At 74.0% G+C, this 24,257-nt stretch carries 26 protein-coding genes; 10 read left to right on the top strand and 16 right to left on the bottom strand.

From position 1 onward, the window contains the following. Positions 1-130: 130 nt before the first annotated feature. Positions 131-1,042 carry an alpha/beta fold hydrolase gene (locus tag CUT83_RS18205; protein WP_101256913.1) on the top strand — a complete coding sequence of 304 codons (912 nt, stop codon included), beginning with the start codon at positions 131-133 and terminating at the stop codon, positions 1,040-1,042. Here the strand turns inward: CUT83_RS18205 and CUT83_RS18200 are convergent. The 4 genes from CUT83_RS18200 to CUT83_RS18185 form a co-directional block, all read right to left on the bottom strand. Further along, on the bottom strand, positions 1,039-1,647 hold the full coding sequence (locus tag CUT83_RS18200; RefSeq protein WP_093847891.1) for a MarC family protein: 609 nt from the start codon (positions 1,645-1,647) through the stop codon (positions 1,039-1,041). The genes CUT83_RS18205 and CUT83_RS18200 overlap by 4 nt on opposite strands. A 53-nt stretch (positions 1,648-1,700) precedes the next feature. Further along, positions 1,701-2,546, bottom strand: coding sequence for a PHP domain-containing protein (locus tag CUT83_RS18195; protein ID WP_101256912.1), 846 nt, complete (start codon positions 2,544-2,546; stop codon positions 1,701-1,703). Between the two features lie 120 nt (positions 2,547-2,666). Further along, a complete protein-coding gene (locus tag CUT83_RS18190; protein WP_101256911.1) occupies positions 2,667-3,317 on the bottom strand; it encodes a DUF6758 family protein in 651 nt (216 codons plus the stop codon). A gap of 79 nt (positions 3,318-3,396) precedes the next feature. Then, complete coding sequence (locus CUT83_RS18185; protein ID WP_101256910.1) at positions 3,397-4,008, bottom strand: suppressor of fused domain protein; 612 nt, start codon at positions 4,006-4,008, stop codon at positions 3,397-3,399. Positions 4,009-4,494: 486 nt separating this feature from the next. Here CUT83_RS18185 and CUT83_RS18180 point away from each other — a divergent pair, with 486 nt between their 5' ends. Then, positions 4,495-5,664, top strand: coding sequence for a magnesium and cobalt transport protein CorA (locus CUT83_RS18180; protein ID WP_101256909.1), 1,170 nt, complete (start codon positions 4,495-4,497; stop codon positions 5,662-5,664). Between the two features lie 66 nt (positions 5,665-5,730). Here CUT83_RS18180 and CUT83_RS18175 read toward each other — a convergent pair whose 3' ends face one another. After that, the gene (locus CUT83_RS18175) at positions 5,731-6,678 is read right to left on the bottom strand and encodes a DMT family transporter (protein WP_101256908.1); all 948 of its coding nucleotides are present in this window, start codon (positions 6,676-6,678) and stop codon (positions 5,731-5,733) included. 212 nt (positions 6,679-6,890) lie between these two features. On the opposite strand from CUT83_RS18175, the gene CUT83_RS18170 reads away from it, so the two are divergent. Next, positions 6,891-7,472 carry a hypothetical protein gene (locus tag CUT83_RS18170; RefSeq protein WP_173915097.1) on the top strand — a complete coding sequence of 194 codons (582 nt, stop codon included), beginning with the start codon at positions 6,891-6,893 and terminating at the stop codon, positions 7,470-7,472. 78 nt (positions 7,473-7,550) lie between these two features. Here the strand turns inward: CUT83_RS18170 and CUT83_RS18165 are convergent, their stop codons facing one another. Further along, entirely contained in the window at positions 7,551-8,318 is a 768-nt protein-coding gene (locus CUT83_RS18165) for a hypothetical protein (protein ID WP_173915096.1), read from the bottom strand. Positions 8,319-8,601: 283 nt separating this feature from the next. Between CUT83_RS18165 and CUT83_RS18160 the strand changes: the two genes are divergently transcribed. From CUT83_RS18160 to CUT83_RS18150, 3 genes are all read left to right on the top strand, one after another. After that, positions 8,602-9,918, top strand: coding sequence for a magnesium transporter MgtE N-terminal domain-containing protein (locus CUT83_RS18160; protein ID WP_101256907.1), 1,317 nt, complete (start codon positions 8,602-8,604; stop codon positions 9,916-9,918). Then, positions 9,911-10,483 (top strand): DUF1003 domain-containing protein, encoded by a 573-nt coding sequence (locus CUT83_RS18155; RefSeq protein WP_374228502.1) that lies wholly within the window; start codon positions 9,911-9,913, stop codon positions 10,481-10,483. Before CUT83_RS18160 ends, CUT83_RS18155 begins: the two co-directional genes overlap by 8 nt. An 87-nt stretch (positions 10,484-10,570) precedes the next feature. Next, positions 10,571-11,737, top strand: a complete 1,167-nt coding sequence (locus CUT83_RS18150) for an Mrp/NBP35 family ATP-binding protein (protein WP_101256975.1) — start codon at positions 10,571-10,573, stop codon at positions 11,735-11,737. A 66-nt stretch (positions 11,738-11,803) separates the two neighbouring features. On the opposite strand, the gene CUT83_RS18145 is transcribed toward CUT83_RS18150, so the two are convergent. From CUT83_RS18145 to sigE, 5 genes are all read right to left on the bottom strand, one after another. Beyond that, positions 11,804-12,445 (bottom strand): hypothetical protein, encoded by a 642-nt coding sequence (locus CUT83_RS18145; RefSeq protein ID WP_101256906.1) that lies wholly within the window; start codon positions 12,443-12,445, stop codon positions 11,804-11,806. A gap of 182 nt (positions 12,446-12,627) precedes the next feature. Continuing rightward, positions 12,628-13,068 (bottom strand): sec-independent translocase, encoded by a 441-nt coding sequence (locus CUT83_RS18140; protein WP_101256905.1) that lies wholly within the window; start codon positions 13,066-13,068, stop codon positions 12,628-12,630. A 121-nt stretch (positions 13,069-13,189) separates the two neighbouring features. Beyond that, positions 13,190-14,740 carry a trypsin-like peptidase domain-containing protein gene (locus CUT83_RS18135; RefSeq protein ID WP_101256904.1) on the bottom strand — a complete coding sequence of 517 codons (1,551 nt, stop codon included), beginning with the start codon at positions 14,738-14,740 and terminating at the stop codon, positions 13,190-13,192. A 253-nt stretch (positions 14,741-14,993) separates the two neighbouring features. Beyond that, a complete protein-coding gene (locus CUT83_RS18130) occupies positions 14,994-15,971 on the bottom strand; it encodes an anti-sigma factor family protein (RefSeq protein WP_101256903.1) in 978 nt (325 codons plus the stop codon). Beyond that, complete coding sequence (gene sigE / locus CUT83_RS18125) at positions 15,968-16,738, bottom strand: RNA polymerase sigma factor SigE (RefSeq protein WP_101256902.1); 771 nt, start codon at positions 16,736-16,738, stop codon at positions 15,968-15,970. Before sigE ends, CUT83_RS18130 begins: the two co-directional genes overlap by 4 nt. 151 nt (positions 16,739-16,889) lie before the next feature. On the opposite strand from sigE, the gene CUT83_RS18120 reads away from it, so the two are divergent. Next, positions 16,890-17,588, top strand: a complete 699-nt coding sequence (locus CUT83_RS18120) for an O-methyltransferase (RefSeq protein WP_101256901.1) — start codon at positions 16,890-16,892, stop codon at positions 17,586-17,588. A 153-nt stretch (positions 17,589-17,741) separates the two neighbouring features. Here CUT83_RS18120 and CUT83_RS18115 read toward each other — a convergent pair whose 3' ends face one another. After that, positions 17,742-17,909 (bottom strand): DUF3117 domain-containing protein, encoded by a 168-nt coding sequence (locus CUT83_RS18115; RefSeq protein WP_014137929.1) that lies wholly within the window; start codon positions 17,907-17,909, stop codon positions 17,742-17,744. Between the two features lie 289 nt (positions 17,910-18,198). On the opposite strand from CUT83_RS18115, the gene CUT83_RS18110 reads away from it, so the two are divergent. Beyond that, positions 18,199-18,987: an enoyl-CoA hydratase/isomerase family protein gene (locus CUT83_RS18110; protein ID WP_101256974.1), complete on the top strand. Its 789-nt coding sequence runs from the start codon at positions 18,199-18,201 to the stop codon at positions 18,985-18,987. Positions 18,988-19,041: 54 nt separating this feature from the next. On the opposite strand, the gene CUT83_RS18105 is transcribed toward CUT83_RS18110, so the two are convergent. Both CUT83_RS18105 and CUT83_RS18100 read right to left on the bottom strand, forming a co-directional pair. Next, complete coding sequence (locus tag CUT83_RS18105; protein ID WP_101256900.1) at positions 19,042-19,641, bottom strand: DNA-3-methyladenine glycosylase I; 600 nt, start codon at positions 19,639-19,641, stop codon at positions 19,042-19,044. Beyond that, positions 19,638-20,060, bottom strand: a complete 423-nt coding sequence (locus CUT83_RS18100; protein ID WP_101256899.1) for a DivIVA domain-containing protein — start codon at positions 20,058-20,060, stop codon at positions 19,638-19,640. The genes CUT83_RS18105 and CUT83_RS18100 overlap by 4 nt, the downstream gene beginning before the upstream one ends. Positions 20,061-20,190: 130 nt before the next feature. On the opposite strand from CUT83_RS18100, the gene folP reads away from it, so the two are divergent. Then, complete coding sequence (folP, locus tag CUT83_RS18095; RefSeq protein ID WP_101256898.1) at positions 20,191-21,051, top strand: dihydropteroate synthase; 861 nt, start codon at positions 20,191-20,193, stop codon at positions 21,049-21,051. A gap of 82 nt (positions 21,052-21,133) precedes the next feature. Here the strand turns inward: folP and CUT83_RS18090 are convergent, their stop codons facing one another. Continuing rightward, entirely contained in the window at positions 21,134-21,934 is an 801-nt protein-coding gene (locus CUT83_RS18090) for an LOG family protein (RefSeq protein WP_101256897.1), read from the bottom strand. Positions 21,935-22,090: 156 nt separating this feature from the next. Further along, complete coding sequence (gene dapE / locus CUT83_RS18085; RefSeq protein ID WP_101256896.1) at positions 22,091-23,203, bottom strand: succinyl-diaminopimelate desuccinylase; 1,113 nt, start codon at positions 23,201-23,203, stop codon at positions 22,091-22,093. Between the two features lie 83 nt (positions 23,204-23,286). On the opposite strand from dapE, the gene CUT83_RS18080 reads away from it, so the two are divergent. Then, positions 23,287-24,213: a VldE C-terminal domain-containing protein gene (locus CUT83_RS18080; protein WP_101256895.1), complete on the top strand. Its 927-nt coding sequence runs from the start codon at positions 23,287-23,289 to the stop codon at positions 24,211-24,213. Positions 24,214-24,257 lie beyond the last annotated feature (44 nt).

The following is a 24,257-nucleotide window of genomic DNA, read 5'->3' as shown; positions in this document are numbered from 1 at the left end:
GGGGGGACCCCCAGGTGCTGGGGCCTCCCCAGGCCCGCAGGGCCGAGGGGACGCGATCGCAAGGCGGCCGGAAGCCGCGTGTAGTTGTTCCACCTGGGTTCTCGGCCGACGCGGCGCTAGCCTCGCCCTCATGAGCAAGCCGCCGACCCTGACCCTGCCGCCCGGCGCCCGGGCGTACCGCCTTCGGACCGCGCGCGGCGGGTTCGCCGTGCACGACGCGGGTGAGCCGCGTGCCGGTACGGCCCTGCTGGTGCCCGGGTTCACCGGCAGCAAGGAGGACTTCATCGCCCTGCTCGCCCCGCTGGCCCGCGCCGGCTTCCGCGTGGTGGCCGTGGACGGCCGCGGGCAGTACGAGACCGAGGGGCCGCGCGAGCTCGGCGCGTACGCCCAGGACGAGCTGGCCCTGGACGTACTGGCCCAGGCGGAGGCGCTCGGCGGGGACGGCGGGGGCGTCCATCTGCTGGGACACTCCCTGGGCGGACTGATCGCCCGCGCCGCCGTGCTGCGGGACGCGGCCCCCTTCCGCTCCCTGACGATCATGAGTTCCGGGCCCGCCGCCATCACGCGTCTCCAGCAGGAGCGCACCAGGATGCTGATCGAAGCGCTGGCGGTGCTGGACATGGAGTCGGTGTGGCGGGCCATGCGCGACCTGGACCCGCCGGAGGCCGCGGACGAGTCCACCGGCACGGCCGTGGCCGAGTTCCTGCACCGCCGCTGGCTGGCCACCGTCCCCGAGCAGCTCGTCGCCACCGGCCGCCAGCTGCTGACCGAGCCGGACCGGGTCGGTCAGCTGGCGGCCGTACCGCTGCCCAAGCACGTGCTGTCGGGCGAGGTGGACTACGCCTGGCCGGTACCGCTGATGGACGAGATGGCGCGGCGGCTGGACGCCCGGCGCACGGTGGTGGCGGGCGCCGAGCACTCGCCGGGGGCCGAGCGCCCGGGGGAGACGGCCGAGGCGCTGGCCGCCTTCTGGCACGGCTGCCGGAACGGCGCGGGGGACGGGCACGGAACCGGGGCGGGGGCCGGGGCCGGTTCCGTCTAGCCGCCGCCCTGGATGAACCGCGTGACACCGTTGGCGATCTGCTGGACCGCGATCGCCGACAGCAGCATGCCCGACAGCCGGGTCACCAGGACCACGCCACCGTCCTTGATGACGCGGATGATCAGCAGCGAGTACCTCATCACCAGCCACAACACGATGTGCAGCGCGGCGATGGCCGTCCACACCGCGGCGTGGTCGGCCGGACCGTCCGCCCGCTGCACGGCCAGGATGACGGAGACGATCGCGCCGGGCCCGGCCAGCAGGGGCATGCCCAGCGGCACCAGCGCGGCGTTGACGTCCTTGGTCTGCGTGGGCTCCTCCGCCCTGCCGGTGAGCAGGTCCAGGGCGACCAGCAGCAGCAGGAGACCGCCCGCGACCATCAGCGCGGGGATCGACACGTGCAGGTAGTCCAGGATCTGCTGCCCCAGCAGGCCGAAGACGGCGATCACCCCGAAGGCGACGGCGGTGGCCTGCAGCGCCATCCTCCGCTGGACCTTGACCGGGCGTCCGGAGGAGAGGGCGAGGAAGATCGGGATGATGCCGGGCGGGTCCATGATCACGAAAAGTGTGACAAAGACGGATCCGAAGAGGGCGACGTCGAACACGGTGCTGCCTTGCGTGAGGTGCGCGGTGCGCGCGGTGTGGTTCTGAGGGCGGTTCAGGCGGAGACGGGCGCCGCGCCTGATCCGCGGGCGGCGATCTCGGCGTAGACGTCGGGGTCGGTGGTGTGCTCCCCGAGCCGGCAGGTCTTGCGGCTGCCGTGGTAGTCACTGGAGCCGGTGGCCAGCAGGCCGAGGTCGCGGGCCATGCCCCGCAGCCGCTCGCGGGCCGCGGCGTCGTGGTCCATGTGGTCCACCTCGATGCCGTCGAGCCCGGCTGCGGCCAGTTCCGCGACGGCGCTCTCCGGCACGCACCGCCCGCGCTTGACGGCCAGGGGGTGTGCGAAGACCGCGACTCCGCCGGCGCCCTTGATCAGCCGGATCGCCTCGAAGGGGTCCAGTTCGTGCTTGCCGACGTAGGCGCGGCCGTCGTCGGCGATCCACTCGGCGGTGAAGGCGTCGGAGACGGTCTCGACGACGCCCAGCTCCACCATCGCGCTCGCGATGTGCGGGCGGCCCACCGAGCCGTCCCCGGCGATCTCGGCCACCCGCTCCCAGGTGATCGGCACGCCCAGCTCGCGGAGTGCGGCCACCATGCCCTTCGCCCGCGGCACCCGATCGTCGCGGACGAGTTCGCGCTCGCGCGCCAGCTCGGGCTCGGCCGGGTCGAACAGATAGGCCAGCATGTGCAGGCTCACACCGTCCAGACGGCAGGAGAGCTCCGCGCCGGGGACGAGGGTGAGGCCCGCGGGGAGGGCGGCGATCGCCTCGCCGTGCCCGGCGACCGTGTCGTGGTCGGTCAGCGCCACCACGTCCAGTCCGGCGGCCGCGGCGTTGCGCACCAGCTCGGCGGGGGTGTCGGTGCCGTCCGAAGCGGTGGAGTGGGTGTGCAGGTCTATGCGCACGGTACGTAGCTCCCACGGCGGACGGCTGAGGCGGACACTCCAGGGTAGAACAGACGCGCGCCCGGTCCGTCCCGCGCCCGGCCGGCAGCCGGAGCACAGCCGCCGGAGCACGACCGCCGGTCAGCCCCCGGGGCGTGTGAGCAGCTGGGGGGAGAGCGCCCCGCACGGCACCAGCTCCACCTCGGCCCCCGCCTCCCGCAGATCCGTGAGCACCAGCTCGTCGTACATCAGCATCCCGGACTGCTCGGGCCAGACGATCGCCCACAGCCACAGGCCGCGCGCCTCCCCCGCGAACACCGCGCGGTCCTCGGGAGCCTCGCCCACCAGCCACAGCGGGGTGGGCCGTCCCGCCGCCAGGACCTTCGCGTGCGGGGGCCGGTCCACGTCGATCAGCGGGCCGGGGTCGGGGCCGGGCACTCCGGCGTAGCGCGCCCCGAGCCCGACGCCCAGCTCCTCGGCGATCAGCAGCAGTTCGCCGGGGCCGCCGAGCGGGCCGGGGCCGGAGCAGGCCACTGCCGTGGCGCGGCCGCCGCTGCGGTCGTCGCCCGCGTAGGCGATCCCGGTGAACAGCCAGCCGACCGGAAGCGGCCAGGGCATCCACACCGGGACCTGGGCTCTGTGGAGGACCACGCCGAGCGCCTCGACGCTCGGCGGGAGGACCGGCTGCAGCGGATGGACCGCGCCGTGCACGTCGCACTGCCAGGAGTCGGTGAACAGACCGGGCGCCCTGACACGGCCGCCGCACTTCGGGCAACTGGGTTCGCCCCTCATGGGCCCCACGCTCCTCCCCGGGGAGCCGCGCGTCAAGGACGGTCACCCGTACGGATCGGCCGCGTCCCTCCGGCCGGATTCAGTCCGTCAGGGGCACGGACGCCCGGCGTGGATCGCGCAGGTCCGTGCCGCGGGCCAGCCAGCGCTCCTGGAGCTCCGCCGCGCCGTGCACCCGCTTCCAGGCCGCCTCGTTGGGCGTCATCGGCAGCAGGGGGAGGAAGCGCACCGGGTCCATCGGCGGATCGAGTTCCAGATCCTCCACCAGACCTCCGGGCTCGGCGACCAGCACGGAGGTGAAGGGGGCGCCCGGCCACAGCGGCTCGCCCACGTCCAGCGAGGCTCCGGGGGCCACGACCACACCCTCGACCTGGGGGGAGGCGGCGAGCACGGCGAGCGGGCGCAGCACCTTGTCGGTGTCGGCCGCCCCGGCGCGCACCGTCAGCACCAGCTCGGCGCGGGGCCCTCGTTCGGGGTCGGCGAGTACGTCGGAGGGGTCGGCCATGGGGGCCGCCGACATCCCCAGGGTGGCGTAGCGCACCAGGCCGTTCCCGCCGCCGGGGCCCTCCCCGGCGTCCGGGAAGCGCAGCACCTCGATCCGGTCGGCGCCCAGGAAGGTCACCGCCGCCCGTGCGTCGGGCTCCCCCAGGGCGCTGCGCAGCCGGGCCTCGACCAGTTCCAGAACGTGTGCCATACGGCGAGCATAGATCGTGTATTGATCAGGCAAAGAGGGTACGCGTCGGCCCCGGAACGGGATGGACGGGCGCCTGCGAGTGCTACCGTTGACTGCTGGTCAAGGCGTGTACACAGATTTCCCCCAGCGGGGACCGGCCGGAGGAGGTGGGGCTGCGATGGATCCGAGTCGACCGTGCAGTACCAGCCGCTCTTCCGTACGGCAGCCACGTCCCCTTGCCTGAGGGCCTTCCTCCCCCCACCGCCGGGCGGTGAAACCTTGGAAGTCCCCTCCTTTTTCCCCTGCGGACCGGCTTCGCGGAAGAGCGCGTGAGTCCCCCTGCTCGACCGACGTTCTCAGCGAATGCCGCCTGTGCGTACGGTCCCGCGTGGTGCCCGCTTTGCAGACCTCCGGCCCGTGGACTTCCCGTCCCTCGGTCCCGTAGGCCCCCATTCCGGGCAGCGCTGCGCCCGTTCACCGGCGGCTCGGCACGCGAAGGAGCCCAGCATGTCGATGATCCGTGACCTGCGCGCCGCGGTCCGCCCCGCCCTGCGCCGGGGGGGCCGCTCCCCCTACCCCTACGTCCACGACGGCTCCGTCGTCGACGCCACCGCGACCAGCGCGGTGGTGGACTGCGCCGTCTACCGGAACGGTCGCCGCGAGTCGCGGCACATGACCCCGGCCGAGGCCCTGCGCTCCCTGCGCCACCGCGAGCCGGGGGAGGCTCAGGGGCAGCAGGGGCGGCAGGACGGTCCGGGCGGCGGGGCGTTCGTGTGGATCGGCCTGCACGAGCCCACCGAGCGGGAGTTCTCCGGCATCGCCCGCGAGTTCGGCCTGCACCCGCTCGCCGTGGAGGACGCGGTGCACGCGCACCAGCGGCCGAAGCTGGAGCGGTACGACGACTCCCTGTTCACCGTCTTCAAGACGATCCACTACGTCGAGCACGCCGAACTCACCGACTCCAGTGAGGTGGTGGAGACCGGCGAGGTGATGTGCTTCACCGGCCGGGACTACATCATCACCGTCCGGCACGGCGGCCAGGGTTCACTGCGCACCCTGCGCCACCGGCTGGAGGACGACCCCGGGCTGCTGGCCAGGGGCCCCTCGGCCGTACTGCACGCCATCGCCGACCAGGTGGTGGACGGCTATCTGGCGGTCGCCGACGCGGTGCAGGACGACATCGACGAGGTGGAGATCCAGGTCTTCTCCGAGAGCGCGGGCAAGGGCCGCCGGGGCCGCGACGCGGGGCGGATCTACCAGCTCAAGCGCGAGGTGCTGGAGTTCAAGCGGGCGGTCTCGCCGCTGCTGCGGCCGATGCAGCTGCTGAGCGAGCGGCCGATGCGGCTGGTCGACCCCGACATCCAGAAGTACTTCCGCGATGTGGCGGACCATCTGACCCGGGTCAACGAGCAGGTGCTCTCCTTCGACGACCTGCTCAACTCCATCCTCCAGGCGAACCTGGCCCAGGCGACGGTCGCGCAGAACGAGGACATGCGGAAGATCACCTCATGGGCGGCGATCTTCGCCGTCCCGACGATGATCGCCGGGATCTACGGCATGAACTTCGAGTACATGCCGGAACTCCAGTGGCGTTACGGCTATCCGGCCGTCATGACCGTGATCGTCGGGATCTGCTACGCCATCCACCGCGGTTTCAAGCGCAACGGCTGGCTGTAGGGCCCACCGGGCCCGCCGGTCGCGGAAGGCCCGGAGACGGGCGGGGGAACGGGACCGGACGGGGCGTCAGGCCCGCGCGCCTCGCGCGGGCCCGGCGTTGCCCCGGACCACCAGGGCCAGGCCGAGCAGGATCACCGCCAGCGCCCCGTAGACGGCCGCCGGCGGGTTCTGTCCCAGCCAGAGCGCCGCGATCAGCGCCGCGCCCGGTGTCTCCAGCAGGATCGCGGTGGAGGTGACCGACGGTCCGAGCCCGCGCACCACCCGGTTGAGCAGCGAGTGGCCCAGCAGCTGCGCGGTGACGGTGAGGACGGCGAGCTTGATCCAGGTCTCGCCGCTGTAGCCGCCGAGGTCGGCGCCGGAGACCAGGCAGGCGGCCAGCAGCAGTACGGAGGTGGTGGTGTAGCAGACGTAGGTGTACGCGGTCGTGGAGACCGTGCGGCGCACCTCCGCCCCCAGCAGGACGTACCCGGCCGCCGCCATGCCGCCGCCCAGTGCCAGGGCGTCGCCCGCCAGCGCCCGCGGCGAGAGCGACAGGTCGACCCCTGTGAGGATCACCACTCCGGCGAAGGCGACCGCGGTGCCCGCCCAGACCAGGCCGGGCGAGCTCCGGCCGCGCAGCCGCAGCAGCAGGGTGGTCCAGATCGGGGTGGTGGTGACCAGCGCGGTCGAGGAGGCGACCGAGGTCATGTGGAGGCTGGGCAGCCACAGCCCGAAGTGCAGCGCGAGCAGCGCCCCGGCGGCGGCGGCCAGCAGCACGTTGCGGCGCCCCATGGCGCGCAGCCCGGCCCGGTGGCGGACGAGGGCCAGCGGGGTGAGGACGCCGACCGCCATGGCGTTGCGCCAGAAGGCGATGGCCAGGGCCGGGGCGGCGGTGGCCGCGATCAGGGGCGCGGACAGGGAGATGCCGGACACGGCGACCGCCAGCAGGAACAGGTCCAGGCCGGTGCCCGGGCCTCCCGCCACGGCTCCGGCCGCCTGTCGGGGCGCGGCGGTACGGGTCCTGACGGCGCGCACGGGGCTCCTCTCCGGGGCTGGGGTCCGAACCGGGGCTCCGGAGTCCGGGTTCGGGGACGAGAACGGGTCGGGGCGCTCGGTGGGCCGCGCCGCCGGCCACCAGCGTAAGGCGCGTGACCATGCCGCGGTACTGACCGTCCGGCTGCCGGAATCCCGCCCCGGGCCCACGGCGCGCACGGTGCGGGTGCCGGGCGCGGCGGTAGGGTCGCCCCATGGCCGATCCGTCCGTTCCCGCCGGCTCCCGAACGCCCCGGGCGCCCCTGTCCGTGTCCGACCGGGCGCTGATCGAGGAGTCGGCGAAGAAGTCCGCGCTGGTGTGGGTGCGCGGCCCCCGGGGGCCGCGGCGCGCGCTGTGGCACGTCTGGCACGACGGCGCCGTGCACCTGGTGGGCGACGGGCCCGCGGAGCAGCCGCTGGAGCCCCTGGGGCTCGCCGACGGCGCCACCGCCACGGTCTCGGTGCGCAGCAAGGACAAGGGCGGGCTGCTGGCCGTCTGGCCGGCCCGGGTGGTGGAACTGCCGCCGGGCGGCGAACAGTGGCGGGAGGCGGTGGCCGGGCTGGCGGGCAAGCGGCTCAACGCACCGGACGCCACGACGATCGCCGAGCGCTGGGCCCGCGAGTGCCGTGTGCTGCGGCTGGAACCGGCCGGGCCGCTTGCGGAAGGGCCCGGCTCGATGCCGGAGGATCTGCGGGCCGCCGTCCCGCCGCCGACGCCGGCGACCACGCGCCGCCCGGCCCCGGCCGGGCTGCCGAAGCTGCTGCGCCGCGGCCGGCCGGGGAGGAAGGACCGGTAGGACACCGGAGAGGAACCGGGGGAAGGAGCCGGGCGGGAGGAACACCGGGGGAAGGAACCGGGGGAAGGAGCCGGAACGTCACTCGGCCGCCGAGATCTTCTTGCCGTAGTCGACGATCTGGTCCTTCTCCGGGGCGCGCAGGGTGAACTCCTTGTCCCACTCCAGCATCTGGACCACGCCCGCGTCGCCGCCGCGCTCCAGCCGCAGCGGGTAGGGCGTGCCGATCAGCGAGACGCTGAGTATCCCGCCGTCGCCCTCGGCGGCCCGCACCTCGACCGTCCGTACGCCGTCGACCTCGCCGTGGTCCCCGACCCCGCGCTCGCCGTTCAGGGTGAGCAGCCCGTCGAGCAGCACGTCCTTGTCCGTGAATCCGCTGAGCTGCTTGTAGGCGGGGTCGCCGGGGGGCACCTTGACGTACTTGCCCTCCAGCTTGCGGGCCGCCGCGAGATCGGTCTCGTCCGGCTTCTCGCCGTCCTTGCCCTGGTTCGCCCAGAAGTCGGCGTTCGCCTTGAGGTAGAGGTCCTCGCCGGCCCGCAGCAGCTCGAAGCGGGGACCGCCCCTGGCCGAGACCTCGCCCAGGCCGCCGTCGTCCTTCAGCCGCATGTCCAGCCGGTAGGTGCGTCCATTGCTGACCACACTGCCCGACAGGCGTACGGACTGCGCCGCCCGGGCGGCCTTGCCCGCCCTCTCCTCGATCTCGGCGGCCGGGAGCCTGCCGACCCCGTTGGTCCCCTCGTTCGGATCCTTCGAACCGCACCCCGTGAGCAGGGTCAGCAGGACCGCGCAGACCGCCCCCACCGACACGGCCGTACTCCGGGCGCGAACACCGTGGACCCACGCAGTCACGTCAGCTCTTCCTCCTGATGCCGGGGCAGGACGACGGCACCCTACCGGGGGCCCGGGACCGGGTCGCGGGCGACCGTGCGGCCGGTGCCGTCGCACGGGGCCGACAACGGGGCGCGTTAGCCTTGAAGCCGCATTCGGATCACGTCCCACATGCGGACACTCGGCCACACGCGGGTACACGGGCACACGCGGGTACACGGGCACACACGGCAGGCACGGCGCGCACGGCGGGCGGGGAGATCGCCGCGCGCGGCGGACACGAGTGGGAAGCGGAGGATGGACCATGGTGCTGGGCGCCCAGCGGGTCTTCGTCTCGCACCTCTCCGGCGTGGCCGTCTTCGACCCCGTCGGGGACCAGGTCGGCCGGGTGCGGGACGTGGTGGCGATGCTGCGCGTCGGCGGACGTCCGCCGCGCGTGCTCGGACTGGTCGTCGAGGTCGTCAGCCGGCGGCGCGTCTTCCTTCCCATGACCCGGGTGACCGGCGTCGCGTCGGGGCAGGTGATCACCACCGGCGTGGTCAACATGCGGCGCTTCGAGCAGCGGCCCACCGAGACGCTGGTCCTGGGCGAACTGCTGGACCGCCAGGTGACGCTGGTCGAGACGGGCGAGAAGGTCACCGTGCTCGACGTCGGCCTCACCCAGGTCCCCGGGCGCCGCGACTGGCTGATCGACAAGGTCTTCGTGCGCCGCGGCGGCGGTGGCGGGCTGCGCCGGCGGCGGTCGGGCGAGACGCTGACCGTGGAGTGGTCGGCGGTGACCGGCCTGTCGCTGGAGGAGGAGGGCCAGGGCGCGGCCAACCTGCTGGCCACCTTCGAGCAGCTGCGCCCGGCCGACCTGGCCAACGTCCTGCACCATCTGTCGCCCAAGCGCCGGGCGGAGGTCGCCGCCGCGCTGGACGACGACCGGCTGGCGGACGTGCTGGAGGAACTGCCCGACGACGACCAGGTGGAGATCCTCGGCAAGCTCAAGGAGGAGCGCGCCGCGGACGTGCTGGAGGCGATGGACCCCGACGACGCCGCCGACCTGCTGTCCGAGCTGCCGGAAGGCGACATGAACCGGCTGCTGGAGCTGATGGAGCCGCAGGACGCGGCCCCGGTGAGGCGGTTGCTGACGTACGAGGAGCGCACCGCGGGCGGCATGATGACCACCGAGCCGATCGTGCTGCGGCCCGACGCCACGGTCGCCGACGCGCTGGCCCGGGTGCGCGTGCAGGACCTCTCGGCGCCGCTGGCCGCCCAGGTGTACGTGTGCCGGCCGCCGGAGGAGACCCCGACGGGCAAGTACCTGGGGCTGGTGCACTTCCAGCGGCTGCTGCGCGAGCCGCCGGGCACCCTGGTCGGCTCGGTCGTGGACACCGATCTGCGGCCGCTGCCGCCGGACACCCCGCTGCCCACGCTGACCAGCTATCTGGCCGCGTACAACATCGTGTCGGTGCCGGTGGTGGACGAGAGCGGATCGCTGCTGGGCGCCGTCACCGTCGACGACGTACTGGACCACCTGCTGCCCGACGACTGGCGGGAGGCCGCCGCCCGGGAGATGTTCGCAGTGCACGAGCCGACGGAGAGCCGACAGGACGGCCGGGGGCCCGCCGATGGGTGACAGGGAACGGGACGAGCGCATGGCGCGCAGGGAACGCGAGCGGAGCCTTCCGCCGGCCACCGGGCGCGCGGCCCGCGCCAGGCTGGACCAGCCGATGGTGCCGCGCCGCAGCCCGCTGCCGGAGTACGACCCGGAGGCGTTCGGGCGGCTGTCGGAGCGGATCGCCCGTTTCCTGGGGACCGGGCGGTTCATCGTCTGGATGACGTTCACCATCGTGGTGTGGGTCATCTGGAACATCGTGGCCCCGCCGGATCTGCGCTTCGACGAGTACCCCTTCATCTTCCTGACCCTGGCCCTGTCCCTCCAGGCCTCCTACGCGGCACCGCTGATCCTGCTGGCGCAGAACCGGCAGGACGACCGGGACCGGGTGAACCTGGAGCAGGACCGCAAGCGCACCGAGCGCTCGATGGCCGACACCGAGTACCTCACCCGGGAGATCGCCGCGCTGCGGATGGGCATGGGCGAGGTCGCCACCCGGGACTGGATCCGCTCCGAACTCCAGGACCTGCTCAAGGAGCTGGAGCAGCGCGGCGCCCTGGAGCCGCCGCCCGACCGCGAGCGGTGATCCGGCCCCGGGCGGGCGCCCCCGGCGGTGACCCGCGTCTCATCCGCCGTCTTCGGCGCCGGCGCCGGCGCGCCGTACCATCGGGGCATGGCTACTGACACGTCCGCGGCATCCAGCCCCGCCCCCTCCGAGGACGCGGTCCGCGCCGCGCTCGCGACCGTCGACGACCCCGAGATCCACCGTCCGATCACCGATCTGGGCATGGTGAAGTCGGTGGAGATCGGCGACGGCGGCTCGGTCGCGGTCACGGTCTATCTGACGGTGTCCGGCTGCCCGATGCGCGAGACGATCACCGAGAACGTGACCCGGGCGGTCCGCGGTGTGGCGGGCGTCACGGACGTGACGGTCTCCCTGGACGTGATGAGCGACGAGCAGCGCCGCGAGCTGGCGGCCACGCTCCGCGGCGGGCAGGCCGAGCGGGAGATCCCGTTCGCCAGGCCCGGCTCCCTGACCCGCGTCTACGCGATCGCCTCCGGCAAGGGCGGCGTCGGCAAGTCCTCGGTGACGGTCAACCTGGCGGCGGCGATGGCGGCCGACGGTCTGAAGGTGGGCGTCGTGGACGCCGACATCTACGGCCACTCGGTGCCGCGCATGCTGGGCGCCGACGGCCGCCCCACCCAGGTCGAGAACATGATCATGCCGCCGTCCGCCAACGGCGTGAAGGTGATCTCGATCGGCATGTTCACCCCGGGCAACGCCCCGGTGGTGTGGCGCGGACCGATGCTGCACCGCGCGCTCCAGCAGTTCCTGGCCGACGTCTACTGGGGCGACCTGGACGTGCTGCTGCTGGACCTGCCGCCGGGCACGGGCGACATCGCCATCTCGGTCGCGCAGCTCGTCCCCAACGCCGAGATCCTGGTGGTGACCACCCCGCAGCAGGCGGCCGCCGAGGTGGCCGAACGCGCCGGGTCCATCGCGGTGCAGACCCACCAGAAGATCGTGGGCGTGGTCGAGAACATGTCCGGGCTGCCCTGTCCGCACTGCGACGAGATGGTGGACGTCTTCGGCACCGGCGGCGGCCAGCGCGTCGCCGACGGGCTGAGCCGGACCACCGGCACCACCGTGCCCGTGCTCGGTTCCATCCCGATCGACGTACGGCTGCGCGAGGGCGGCGACGAGGGCCGGCCGGTGGTGCTGACCGACCCGGACTCCCCCGCGGGCTCCGCGATCCGCTCGGTCGCGGGCAAGCTGGGCGGGCGCCAGCGCGGGCTGGCGGGCATGTCGCTGGGGATCACCCCGCGCAACAAGTTCTGAAGGCCCTCCGGCGCACTTCCCCCCGCGCGCCCGTACGCCCGGCCGGGCGTACGGGCGCGCGGGCGTTCAGCGCTCGTACTCGCCGAGGTCCTTGATCACCGAGAAGCCCAGTCCGTACGCGCTCATCCCCCGCCCGTAGGCGCCGATGTGCACGCCCTCGTGCGCGGGGCCGGCCAGCACCCACCCGTACTCCGACTCCCGGTAGCGGAAGTCGGTGGGGAGGCCGTCGACCGGCAGCGAGAGGGTGGACCAGGCGGAGCCGTCCAGGTCGTCGGCCAGTTCCCAGGCGATCGCCGTCTGCTGGTCGAGCCAGCTCTGTCTGAGTCCGCGCTCCATCTGTGACGGCCAGGTGCATGACAGCAGCCCCGATCCGGCCAGCCAGGCGGCCGACGAGACCGAGGTGGCCTCCAGAACCCCCGTGCCGTCCGGGCTGCTGCGCACCGGGCGGTCGGCGACCGTCACGACGACGGCGAAGCGCCGGCCCTCCGGACCCGGCTCGGCCCGGAGGGAGGGCTCGTCCCCGTGGCCGGTCGAGCCGTGCTCGACCGTGCCGTCGGCGGCGGCTCCCACCCGCATCAGCCAGCGCGGGCCGGTGAAGGCCTCGTCGAGGCCGTACCAGGGAAAGCCGGCCATCAGATAGCCGTCGATCACCCGGTCCGCCCCGGACGCGGGTACGTCTCTCGGCCCTACCCGGCCCGTCGTCTCCATCTGTGCGACGCCTCCTCGTGTGCCCCGTGTCGTGGGAGGCCCGCCCCCCTCGGGCGGCCCGACCCCGGACACAGGGAGGATAGCCACCCCTGTGCACCGAACCGGGCAGGACCGGCTGCGGAGTACGGGAGGTGGCCCTCACGGTTCACCGGCGGGATGGCCTCAGGTGGCGTCAGGCGGCCTCAGGTGGCGTCGGCGTCGTACGGCGGAGGGTCGTTCCTGGGCGCCGTGCCGTCCTTGCGCAGGTCGACCGCGGAACCGCCCGGGGCGGGCGCGGCCGGGCCGCCCGAGGTGATCTCCCTGCCGTTGACCGCGTCCGTGACCTCGGCGAGCTCCTGGCGCAGGTCGAAACCGTTGCGGATCTCCTTCAGCCCCAGGTCCTCGTTCTCCAGCAGGTGCTTGCGCGCGAAGTTCCTGGGATTGAGGTCCTCGAAGTCGAAGTCCTTGAACTCCGGTCCCAGTTCCCTGCGGATGTCGTCCCGGGCACTGTCGGAGAACTCCCGGACCTTGCGGACGAACCGCGCGGTGTCCTGGATCACCTTCGGCAGCTTCTCCGGACCGAAGACGAGGATCGCGAGGATGACGAGAGCGATCAGCTCGAGGGGTCCTATGTCGAAGAACACCGTTCAGCTCCCTCATGTGCGTCCACGACCCGTGCGGCCACAGTCACGGTACCCGGCGCGGGGGCGGGGCGGGAGTCGGCGGGGCGAACAACGGCCGTCGTGGCGGCAGGCGTGACGGGTCTCACGGGCCGCCCGCCGAACCGAGGACCACCTCCACCGAGCGCCGGCCGCCACCGCGCTCGACCGTGAGTTCCAGCCGGTCGCCGGGGCGCCGGGCACGGATCCTGACGATCAGTTCCTCACCGCTGCGCACCCGGACGCCGTCCACCTCGGTGATCACGTCGCCCTCCTCGATGCCGGCCGTGTCGGCGGGCCCTCCCGGCACGACCGCCGTGCCCTCACGCCCGGCGGGCAGGCCGACCCGGGCGCCCTCCGCGGGATGTCCCATGTCGATGGTGACGCCGATCACGGGATGGGTGGCGCGGCCGGTGTTGATCAGTTCCTCGGCCACCCGCCTGGCCTGGTTGACGGGGATGGCGAAGCCCAGGCCGATGCTGCCGCCGGTGTCCGCCCGGGGCAGGTCGCCGCCCGCGGAGCGGATCGCGCTGTTGACGCCGATCACCCGGCCCCCGGCGTCCATCAGCGGGCCGCCGGAGTTGCCGGGGTTGATCGGGGCGTCGGTCTGCAGCGCCTCCACGTAGCTGATGTCGCTGCCTCCGCCCTCCCCCTCGCCGCCCGCGGTGACGGGGCGCTCCGTGGCGCTGACGATCCCGGTGGTGACCGTGCCCGCCAGGCCGTACGGCGCTCCGATCGCCACGACCGGGTCGCCCACCCGCACGGAGTCGGAGTTGCCCAGCGGCAGCGGACTGAGGCCGCTGACCCCCTCCACCCTCAGCACGGCGAGGTCGTAGCCGCTGTCGGTGCCGACGATCTCGGCGGTGGCGGTCTCGCCACCGTGGAAGACCACCCTGACGCCGCCGCCGTCCCCGTTCCCGTTCCCGGCGGACTCCACCACATGGTGGTTGGTGAGGAGGTGGCCTCGGCCGTCCAGGACGAAGCCGGTGCCGGTGCCCAGCTCTCCGGGTTCCCCGGCGCCGCGCACCTGGATGGTCACCACGCCCGGCAGGGCCCGCCCGGCGATGCCGGCCACGCTGTCCGGGGCGCGGCCGGTGTCCTGTGCCGGGGCCTGGGAGAGCCGGACGGTGCCGATGTCGCCCTGGCGCTGCGCGTACGCCCCGATGCCGCCGCCCACCGTCCCGGCGACCAGTGCCAGCAGGACGGCCCCGGCGACGGTGGCGGCCGGCCGGCCCCGGCGCCGCGAGGGGGCTTCCGGGTGCGGCGGGCGAGTGGTGTGCGGGGCGGACGGGCGCGGTGCCGCGGACGGCGGCGCCCAGGGGTCGTAGCGCGCGAAGACCCCCGGCGACGCGGTGTGTCCGGCGGCGTGCTCGGGGACCGACCCGGCGGTGTGCTCGGGGGCGGGCCCGGCGGCCTGCGCCTGGGGCGGCAGCAGGGTGCCCCGGGCCGGTGTCGCCGTGGGCCGCTGGACGGGCGGGGCCGGGGCCCAGGGGCCGGGGCCGCCGTAGGGCGGGGTGCCGTACGGGTCCTCCCCGTGCAGTGGCGCCGGCGCGCCCCGGGCCGTACGGGCGTCCTTCGCCACCGGACGCGGGGCCGAGACCCCGCGTGGACGGCTCCACCACGTCGGCCGCTGTCCGGCGGCCTTCCCCTCATCCATGTTCTCCCCAGCATCGGCCCGCGTCGCGCTCCGCGCGGACTCGCACCACATCCCCACGATTCAACCAGTTCCGCCTGTGCCGGCGAAGCCGGACCGGCCGGGGCCCGCGGGGTTTCCCCCGCAAGGGCCGCCGGGGCGCGCCGGCGCCCCGGCGGCCCTTGCGGGCGGCTGACTCACGGGGACCGGTCAGGGACACGGGCAGACCGTACGCGGGTGCCGCGCGGACGGGTGGTCCGCGCGGGCCCGGAGCCGGTCAGCGGCCCGGCGGGAGCGTGGGCGCCGGGGTGGCGCCCACCGGAGCGGTGGCCGTGGCCGTGGGAGCCGTGGCCGTGGGAGCGGCGGCCATGGGCGTGGCCGCGATGAGCGGCTGCCTGACGGACACGTACTGCTCCGGCGACTCCTCGCCGGACGGTGCCTGGTACTGCGTGGGGTGTATCAGCGGCGGGTGCAGGGTGGGCAGCACATCGATCACCGGCACCACCGTCAGCCCGTGGGGCCGGGGGGCGTAGGCGGCCTCCAGCGGTGACACCGACAGCACGGGCGGCCGCGTCGGCGCCACGGCCGGTCCGCTCGGCGCCACGGCCGGTCCGCTCGGTGTACCGGCCGCTCGCTGTCCCGGTCTGCCGCCGCTCCGCTCGCTGCCGCGCTCCGGCCCGACGGCCGCCGTGCGCGGCGAGCGGGCGCTCGTACCGCCGTCCCCGCCCGCGGCGACCGTGGAGCCGCCGGTGGCCGCGGAGGTGAGCGCGCCGCCGATGGCGAAGGCCGCCAGCGAGACCGCGCCCGCCGCCGCGAAGGCGAAGCGGCGGCCGCGCGAGGACGGCCGGTCCGTCTCGTGGACCCGGTGGATGCGGAATCCGCGGTCGGAGGTGAGCACGCCGCCGGCCGGCAGGTACTCGAAGTCCCAGGGGGACGGGGAGGCGGACGAGGAGGAGTCCCGCGGCCCGCCCCGGCCCCGCCCGGAGTCGTCGCCCAGCCCTCCGGGCAGCCCCTGGAGCCTGGCGAGCAGCCCCTCCGAGGGCGGTGGGGGCGCGGCGTCCGCGAAGACGCTCTTCAGCCTGCGCTGTGCGTCGGCCTCCGCCTTGCAGGTGTGGCAGGTCGCCAGGTGCGCCAGGACGCGCTCGCGCGTCTCGTGCCCCAGCTCGCCGTCCACCAGGGCCGCCAGCCGGTCGCCCAGGTGCTGCTCGGCCGGGGTCGGCTCCGGATCGGGTACGCCGTCGTGTGTGCCGCTCACGCGGTGCCGCCCTCCCCTCCCACGGCACCGGGGAGCGCCCCGGCCAGGGCGCGCTGCTCGGCGCGTGCCCGGGGGGACCGGTGCTTGAGGGCCTTGCGCAGGTGGGAGCGACCGCGGTGGATGCGGCTGCGGACCGTGCCGAGCTTCACATCGAGCGTCGCGGCGATCTCCTCGTACGACAGCCCCTCGATGTCGCAGAGCACCACCGCCGCCCGGAACTCCGGGGCGAGGGTGTCCAGCGCCTGCTGGACGTCGGCGTCGAAGTGGGTGTCGTTGAAGTGCTGCTGCGGCGAGGGCTCGCGGCTGGGCAGCCGCTCTGCCGCGTCGTCGCCGAGGGCGTCGAAGCGGATGCGCTGCTTGCGCCGCACCATGTCCAGGAAGAGGTTCGTGGTGATGCGGTGCAGCCAGCCCTCGAAGGTGCCGGGGGTGTAGGTGGACAGCGAGCGGAAGACCCGGACGAAGACCTCCTGGGTCAGGTCCTCGGCGTCGTGCTGGTTCCCGGTGAGGCGGTAGGCGAGGCGGTAGACCCGTGCGCTGTGGGTGCTGACGATCTCCTCCCAGGTGGGAGGCGTCCACGCCGGAGCGTCCGCGTCGGTTGCGAAGGTCGCGGTGGTCACGGAGTCGGCGGCGCGGCGGTGGTCAGCGGTGTCGTTCACGGATTTCGGCTCGCCGGACGACCTGAAAAAGCGCCTGCGCACTTTCCGGTCACCGGCCGCAGCCGCACCTCCCCTGTCGGCTCTGGTGGTGTCCAGTGGAGTCCCTACCATAGCCACCTCGCCCGTTAGCTCCGGATAAGTTTCTTTGACCCTCTTGCGGCCATGTGCCATGTACGTTCCCCCGCCGCTCGCCGCACGGCCCCTGCACAACCAACGCGCGGTCCCATCTGCGGGTTCCCGGCGCCAACGGATACAGTCACGGATGCGGGCACCACGGGGACAGGAGAGGGCGATTACCGGCAACCGGCAGACGAGCTGGGCGTTCGCCGACGCGTACGGCGCGGAGAACGTCCAGCACGCCGAGCGCTCCGAGCACTCGGCGGCGCTGCGCTGGGCCCGTGACCGGGCCCGGGAGGCGGGCCTGCGCGCGGTGTCGGACGGCACGGGCGCCGCGCTGCGGCTGCTGGCCGCGGCCGTGGACGCCAAGGCGGTGGCCGAGATCGGCACCGGCACCGGGGTGTCGGGCATCCACCTGCTGCACGGCATGCGGCCCGACGGCGTGCTGACGACCGTGGACACCGAGCCGGAGTGCCAGCAGATCGCCCGCCAGGCGTTCCGCGCCGCGGGCTTCGCGGCCAACCGCGCCCGCTTCATCCCCGGCCGCGCCCTGGACGTCCTGCCCCGGCTCGCCGACGGCGGTTACGACCTGGTCTTCTGCGACGGCGACCGGATGGAGTGCCTGGAGTACCTGGGCGAATCGTTGCGCCTGCTGCGCCCGGGCGGGCTGGTCTGCTTCGAGGGCGTCTTCGCCGACGGCCGCACCGTCGACTCCTCGTCACAGCCCGCGGAGGTCCTCAGACTGCGCGAGCTGCTGCGCACCGTCCGGGACAGCACCTCGCTGCTGCCCTCGCTGCTGCCGGTGGGCGACGGCCTGCTGTGCGCGGTCAAGCGCCACCGCTGACCACGGGCCGGCCCCGGGCCGCCGGGACCACCGGGCCGGCCGCCGGGACCACCGGGCCGGCCGACAGCACACCGCCGCCCCCGGGCCGTGCTCTCCCGGGGGCGGCGGTGGTGGTGCGAAGGCGGTGTGGCGCCGGAGGTCTTCGATCGCTCCTCAGCCGCAGGCCTTCTTCAGAGCTTCGCCGAGTGCATCCGCCTCGTCAGGGGTGAGCTCGACGACGAGTCGTCCACCGCCTTCGAGCGGAACGCGCATGATGATGCCCCGCCCCTCCTTGGTCACCTCGAGCGGGCCATCGCCCGTCCGCGGCTTCATGGCCGCCATGCTCGTTCCCCTTCCTGAAACCAGCTGATCTCAGCCGGGCAACCCAGGTGTCGCCGGCGTCGAACACATTGCTTCCCTGCCATTATCCCGCATCGCACGACCTCGTGACCAACATCGGTCCGTATCCCTTGCACAACACCCTCGCGCAAAACCACCCAATTCGGGGATCAGGCTGCAATACTGCGCCCTTTCTCCCCCCGGAGAGCACCGCGGCCGTTTGACGCAGGTCACACGCGGCTCGTGTACGGACCCGTACCGGCCCCCACCGTTCCTTGCCATGCTGGCCCCCATGTCAGACAACGTCGTCTACGAAGTGTCCGGAGGGCTGGCGACCGTCACCCTCAACCGCCCCGACGCCATGAACGCGCTCGACACCGCGCTCAAGGAGGCGCTGCGGGACACCCTGCGGGAGGCGGCCGGCGACCCGGCCGTACGCGCGGTGCTGCTGACCGGCAACGGGCGGGCGTTCTGCGTGGGGCAGGACCTCAGGGAGCATGTCGAGGAGCTGCGGCGCAGCGGCGGCGCAGCGCTGGACACCGTGCGCGAGCACTACAACCCGATCACCCTGGCGATCGCCTCCATGCCCAAGCCGGTGGTGGCGGGCGTCAACGGCGTCGCGGCCGGCGCGGGGGCGGGGTTCGCCTTCGCCGCCGACTACCGGGTGGTCGCCGACACCGCCTCCTTCAACACCTCCTTCGCCGGGGTGGCGCTCACCGCCGACTCCGGGGTGTCCTGGACCCTGCCGCGCCTGGTCGGCCCGGGCCGCGCCGCCGAACTGCTGCTCTTCCCGCGCAGCGTGAAGGCGCAGGAGGCCCTGGAGCTGGGCATCGCCAACCGGGTCGTCCCGGCCGACCGGCTGGCGGCCGAGGCCGAGGACGCGGCCCGGCGGCTCGCCGAGGGGCCGACGGTCGCGTACGCCGCGCTCAAGGAGTCCCTCGCCCACGGCTCCTCGCACTCACTGGCCGAGACGCTGGAGAAGGAGGCCGAACTCCAGGCCCGGGCCGGCGCCTCGGAGGACCACAAGGCCGCGGTGGAGGCGTTCGTCGCCAAGGAGAAGCCCGTCCACCGCGGACGCTGACGCCCCGTCGGGAAGCGCCCGGCGTCCGGGGACGCCGGGCGCCGGGCGCCGGGCTCAGCCGGCGGCGCGCGGGGCGCGGGCGCAGCAGTCCGCCAGGTGGTCGTCGACCAGGCCGCACGCCTGCATCAGGGCGTAGGCCGTGGTGGGACCGGTGAAGCGGAAGCCACGCCTCTTCAGCTCCTTGGACAGCGCCGTGGACTCCGGTGTGATCGCGGGCACCTCGGCGAGCGTGCGCGGTGCGCGACGGGCGGACGGGTCGGGGGCGTGGGACCACACCAGTGCGTCCAGTTCGCCCGGCTCCCACCCGGCGGCGACCCTCGCGTTGGCGATGGTCGCGTCGATCTTGGCGCGGTTGCGGATGATGCCCGGATCGGCGAGCAGCCGTTCCCGGTCGGCGTCGGTGAACTCCGCCACCTCCGCGATCCGGAAGCCCGCGAACGCCGCCCGGAAACCCTCCCGCCGGCGCAGGATGGTCAGCCAGGACAGCCCGGACTGGAACGCCTCCAGGGACAGTCGTTCGAACAGCGCGTCGTCGCCGTGCACCGGGCGGCCCCACTCGGTGTCGTGGTAGGCGGTGTAGTCCTCGGTGGACAGGCCCCACGGGCAGCGCAGCCGCCCGTCCGGGCCGGGGAGCGCCGTGCCCTCGGCGGTCACCGCGCCTCCCCCGGTCCGCCGGGCTCTTCACCGGGAGCCGCGCCGGGGCGGTCCCCGGGGCCGCCGCCGGGCTCGCCGAACATGTCGGGCCCGCCCAGCGCGGTCGCCTGCGCGCCCGCCAGCGACGCCTCCAGCTCGGCGATCCGGGCGTCGCGCTCGGCCAGTTCGGCGCCGAGCCGGTCCAGCACGTCGTCGACCTCCTCCATCCGGTAGCCCCGTACGGCCTGCGGCAGCCGCAGCGCCTCCAGGTCGGAGCGGTTCAGGGGACGGTCGGGCGGCAGCCAGGCCTCCGTCCGGTCCGGCAGGGCGTCGGCGAGTCCGCCCGTCGCGGTGCGGCCCGGCCCGTCACCGCCCCCCGCCACGGCCAGCGCGACCGCGGCGACCACCACGACCAACGCGATCAGCAGAAACCAGAACACGCCATCTCCCCGGGTCAGACACACCAAACGGCAGGTACAGGTCTGCTGCGATCGTGCCACGGCGGGACGGCTAGGGTCGGCTGCGGGGCACTGTGCGGTGCCGGGGGACCGCGGGAGGAGAGGACAGCGGATGCTGCGGCTGGGACGGCGCGAGTTCGGCGAGCGCGAGACGGTGGTCATGGCCATCGTGAACCGGACTCCGGACTCCTTCTACGACAGGGGCGCCACCTTCCGCGACGAACCGGCCCTGGACCGGGTCGAGCAGGCGGTCTCGGAGGGTGCCGCCATCATCGACATAGGGGGTGTGAAGGCCGGCCCCGGCGAGGAGGTCTCCGCCGAGGAGGAGGTGCGGCGCACCGCGGGTTTCGTCGCCGAGGTGCGGCGGCGCTGGCCGGACGTGGTGATCAGCGTGGACACCTGGCGGCACGAGGTGGGCGAGGCGGTCTGCGAGGCGGGCGCGGACCTGCTCAACGACGCCTGGGGCGGCGTGGATCCGAAGCTGGCCGAGGTGGCGGCGCGGTACGGCGCCGGGCTGGTGTGCACCCACACCGGCGGCGCCGCGCCGCGCACCCGCCCGCACCGGGTGGCGTACGACGACGTCATGGCCGACGTGCTGCGCCGCACGGTCGCGCTCGCCGAACGCGCGGTCGCGGCCGGGGTGCGGCGGGAGGCGGTGCTGATCGACCCCGGCCACGACTTCGGCAAGAACACCCGCCACTCGCTGGAGGTCACCCGGCGGCTGGAGGAGATGGTGGCCACCGGGTGGCCGGTGCTGGTGTCGCTGTCCAACAAGGACTTCGTCGGGGAGACCCTGGACCGGCCCGTCAGGGAGCGGCTGACCGGGACCCTGGCCACGACCGCGGTCTCCGCCTGGCTGGGCGCGCGGGTCTACCGCGTCCACGAGGTGGCCGAGACCCGGCAGGTGCTCGACATGGTGGCCTCCATCGCGGGTCTGCGCCCGCCGGCCGTGGCCCGCCGCGGCCTGGCCTGAGCCGCTTCCGCGTCCCGTTCCGGCCGGTCCGGGCCGACCGGTCGGCCCGGACCGGTCGGAACGGCCGGAACGGCCGGAACGGTCAGTCCGGGTCCTCCGCCCTGAACCCGTCCCCCGGCGCGCCACTGCCGGAGGTCTCCTTGGTGACCAGCGCGATCGCCTCGTCCACATCGTCGGTGAGGTGGAAGAGCTCCATGTCGTGAGGGCTGATCTTCCCGCTGGGCACGACGGTGGCACGCAGCCAGTCCACCAGCCCTTGCCAGTAGTCCGTGCCGAACAGCACGATCGGGAAGCGGGTGACCTTCCGCGTCTGGACCAGGGTGATCGCCTCGAACAGCTCGTCCATCGTGCCCATGCCGCCCGGCAGGACGACGAAGCCGCTGGCGTACTTCACGAACATCGTCTTGCGCACGAAGAAGTAGCGGAAGTTGACGCCGATGTCGACATAACGGTTCATCCCCTGCTCGAAGGGCAGCTCGATGCCCAGGCCGACCGAGGTGCCGCCCGCCTCCCTGGCGCCCTTGTTGGCCGCCTCCATCGCACCCGGGCCGCCGCCGGTGATCACCGCGAAGCCGGCCTCCACCAGCGCCCGTCCGATCCGCACCCCGGCCTCGTACTCGGGCGATCCCCCGGGCGTGCGCGCCGAGCCGAAGACGCTGATGGCGGGACCGATCTCGGTCAGGGTGCCGAAACCCTCGACGAACTCCGACTGGATGCGCATGACCCGCCAGGGGTCCTGGTGCAGCCAGTCCGAGGGGCCGGCGGTGTCCAGCAGACGCTGGTCGGTGGTGCTGTGCTGCACCTGGCCGTGGCGGCGCAACACCGGTCCGAAACGCTGCTCCCGCGGCGCTTCCCCCTGCTCGAACTCCTCCGCACTGGCCATGCCGTACTCCCTATGTCTACGCCGACGTACAGGCCGCCAGGGTACGCAGGCCCGGATCACACGGAGCGGAACTCTCCCGGACGCACCGGCGGCCACCGGATGTCGCGGGCCCGCACCGACGGTGCGGGCCCCGCGGATCAGCCGATACCCGGCGGGTCAGGCCGTAAGCCAGGCGCGCAGCCGCTCCTCGCAGTGGCCGATCAGAGCCGTGTCGACCCTCTCGTCCCGCTTGTGCGCCAGATTCGGGTCCCCGGGGCCGTAGTTGACGGCGGGCACACCCAGCGCGCTGAAGCGGGAGACGTCGGTCCAGCCGTACTTCGGCCGTGCCTCGCCGCCGACCGCCTCGACGAAGGCCGCCGCGGCGGGGTGCGTCAGACCGGGCCGCGCCGGGCCGGAGCTGTCCTCCACCTCGAACCGCGCCACACCGCAGTCGGCGAACACCTCCCGCACATGGGCGAGCGCCTCCTGTTCGGTGAGGTCGGGCGCGTAGCGGTAGTTGACGGTCACGGTGCACTCGTCGGGGATGACGTTGCCCGCGACGCCGCCGGTGATCCCCACGGCGTTGAGGCCCTCGCGGAACTCCAGCCCGTCGACCACCGGGCGCCTGGGCTCGTACGCGGCCAGCCGGGCCAGGACCGGCGCGGCGGCGTGGATGGCGTTGGCGCCCTTCCAGCTCCGCGCCGAGTGGGCGCGCTGACCGGCCATGCGCAGCACGACCCGCAGCGTGCCCTGGCAGCCGCCCTCGACCTGCCCCTCGGAGGGCTCCAGCAGCACCGCGAAGTCCCCGGCCAGCCAGTCGGGACGGTCGCTCGCCAGGTGGCCCAGACCGTTGAGGTGGGCCGCGACCTCCTCGTTGTCGTAGAAGACGAAGGTCAGGTCGCGGTTGGGCTCGGGCACGGTGGCGGCGATCCTGAGCTGGACGGCGACCCCGGCCTTCATGTCGGAGGTGCCGCAGCCCCACAGCACGCCGTCCTCCAGCCGCGAGGGCACGTTGTCCGCGACCGGCACGGTGTCGATGTGCCCGGCGAGGACGACCCGTTCGGCCCGGCCGAGCGCGGTACGGGCGACGACGTTGTTGCCGTACCGGTCCACACGCAGGTGCGGCAGGGCGCGCAGCGCGGTCTCGATCGCGTCCGCGAGCGGTTTCTCGTCCCCGCTGACCGAGGGGATGTCGACCAGGCGCGCGGTCAGCGACGCCCCGTCCAGGCTCAGGTCCAGGACCGGGTCCTCCCGGTGGGCGGTTCCTGGGATTTCGGGAGCACTCTCCATGCGGCCGACCCTACCTGGCGTCCTTCCGTGGGATCCGCGTCACGTCCGGGTCCCGGACACGGCGGGGCCGGTACCTTTGTCGCGTGTCCGAGCGAGCTTCAACTCCGCGCCGCGGCAGGCTGCTGCGCCTGGCCGCCGCGTGTGTCGTACTGCTCGGACTCGCCGGGTACCTCCTCGTGCGCCACGATCCCGGCGGGTCCGGACCGGCACGCTGCACCGTGACCGCGGCAGGCGGCGAGCCGTACGTCATCGAACCGCAGCAGGCCGCCAACGCCTCGACCATCCAGGCCGTCGCCTCCGCCCGCGGGCTGCCCGAGCGGGCCGTCACCATCGCCCTGGCCACGGCCATGCAGGAGTCGGCGCTGCGCAACATCGACTACGGCGACCGCGACTCCGTCGGTCTCTTCCAGCAGCGGCCCTCCCAGGGGTGGGGGACCGCGGAGCAGATCATGGACCCGGTGTACTCGGCCGGGAAGTTCTACGAGCATCTGGTGGAGATCCCGGGCTACTCCCGGCTTCCCCTGACCGTCGCCGCCCAGCGGGTGCAGCGCAGCGGCTTCCCCGACGCCTACGCCAAGCACGAGCCCCAAGCGGCGCTTCTGACGGCCGCGCTGACCGGTCGCCGGGCCGCGGCCCTGAGCTGCGTGCCCGCGAAGGCCGCTCCGAAGGAGACGGCCGCCGGCGACCCGGTGCGGGTGCGCGAGCGGCTGGTACGCGAGTTCGGCGCGGACGTCCTGCCGGATGCCCCCGGCCTCGACGGCGGCGCCGGGCGCAGCGCGCCCGGACCGGTGGTCTCCGTCCCCGTCCACACCCCGGCGCGCGCCGGCGAGGCGGAGGCCGACCGCCGCGGCTGGGAACTGGCGCACTGGGCCGTGGCCCACTCCCAGGAGCTCGGGATCGAGCGCGTCTCCTACGGGAAGCGTGTCTGGGAGGCCGGCCGAGCCGCCGAGGGCTGGCGCACGGCCGGGGACGGCGCGGGCACCGAGGTCGTCATCGCCACCTCGCGCTGACCTCCACCCCCCGGCCTCCACGCCGGCCCCGCCCCGGCCGCCGT

It is taken from the genome of Streptomyces barkulensis (assembly GCF_002843305.1).
Classification (GTDB): Bacteria; Actinomycetota; Actinomycetes; order Streptomycetales; family Streptomycetaceae; genus Streptomyces; species Streptomyces barkulensis.
Note: the sequence above shows the minus strand (reverse complement) of the source record. Positions and strands in the feature narration are given on the sequence as shown.

Bases quoted from the DNA above. Each gene is read 5' to 3' on its own strand.
- CUT83_RS18205 (WP_101256913.1), top strand. From the start codon at position 131: ATGAGCAAGCCGCCGACCCTGACCCTGCCGCCCGGCGCCCGGGCGTAC.
- CUT83_RS18190 (WP_101256911.1), bottom strand. From the start codon at position 3,317: ATGAGGGGCGAACCCAGTTGCCCGAAGTGCGGCGGCCGTGTCAGGGCG.
- CUT83_RS18185 (WP_101256910.1), bottom strand. From the start codon at position 4,008: ATGGCACACGTTCTGGAACTGGTCGAGGCCCGGCTGCGCAGCGCCCTG.
- CUT83_RS18180 (WP_101256909.1), top strand. From the start codon at position 4,495: ATGTCGATGATCCGTGACCTGCGCGCCGCGGTCCGCCCCGCCCTGCGC.
- CUT83_RS18170 (WP_173915097.1), top strand. From the start codon at position 6,891: ATGGCCGATCCGTCCGTTCCCGCCGGCTCCCGAACGCCCCGGGCGCCC.
- CUT83_RS18160 (WP_101256907.1), top strand. From the start codon at position 8,602: ATGGTGCTGGGCGCCCAGCGGGTCTTCGTCTCGCACCTCTCCGGCGTG.
- CUT83_RS18155 (WP_374228502.1), top strand. From the start codon at position 9,911: ATGGGTGACAGGGAACGGGACGAGCGCATGGCGCGCAGGGAACGCGAG.
- CUT83_RS18150 (WP_101256975.1), top strand. From the start codon at position 10,571: ATGGCTACTGACACGTCCGCGGCATCCAGCCCCGCCCCCTCCGAGGAC.
- CUT83_RS18145 (WP_101256906.1), bottom strand. From the start codon at position 12,445: ATGGAGACGACGGGCCGGGTAGGGCCGAGAGACGTACCCGCGTCCGGG.
- CUT83_RS18135 (WP_101256904.1), bottom strand. From the start codon at position 14,740: ATGGATGAGGGGAAGGCCGCCGGACAGCGGCCGACGTGGTGGAGCCGT.
- sigE (WP_101256902.1), bottom strand. From the start codon at position 16,738: ATGGTAGGGACTCCACTGGACACCACCAGAGCCGACAGGGGAGGTGCG.
- CUT83_RS18120 (WP_101256901.1), top strand. From the start codon at position 16,890: ATGCGGGCACCACGGGGACAGGAGAGGGCGATTACCGGCAACCGGCAG.
- CUT83_RS18115 (WP_014137929.1), bottom strand. From the start codon at position 17,909: ATGGCGGCCATGAAGCCGCGGACGGGCGATGGCCCGCTCGAGGTGACC.
- CUT83_RS18110 (WP_101256974.1), top strand. From the start codon at position 18,199: ATGTCAGACAACGTCGTCTACGAAGTGTCCGGAGGGCTGGCGACCGTC.
- folP (WP_101256898.1), top strand. From the start codon at position 20,191: ATGCTGCGGCTGGGACGGCGCGAGTTCGGCGAGCGCGAGACGGTGGTC.
- CUT83_RS18090 (WP_101256897.1), bottom strand. From the start codon at position 21,934: ATGGCCAGTGCGGAGGAGTTCGAGCAGGGGGAAGCGCCGCGGGAGCAG.
- dapE (WP_101256896.1), bottom strand. From the start codon at position 23,203: ATGGAGAGTGCTCCCGAAATCCCAGGAACCGCCCACCGGGAGGACCCG.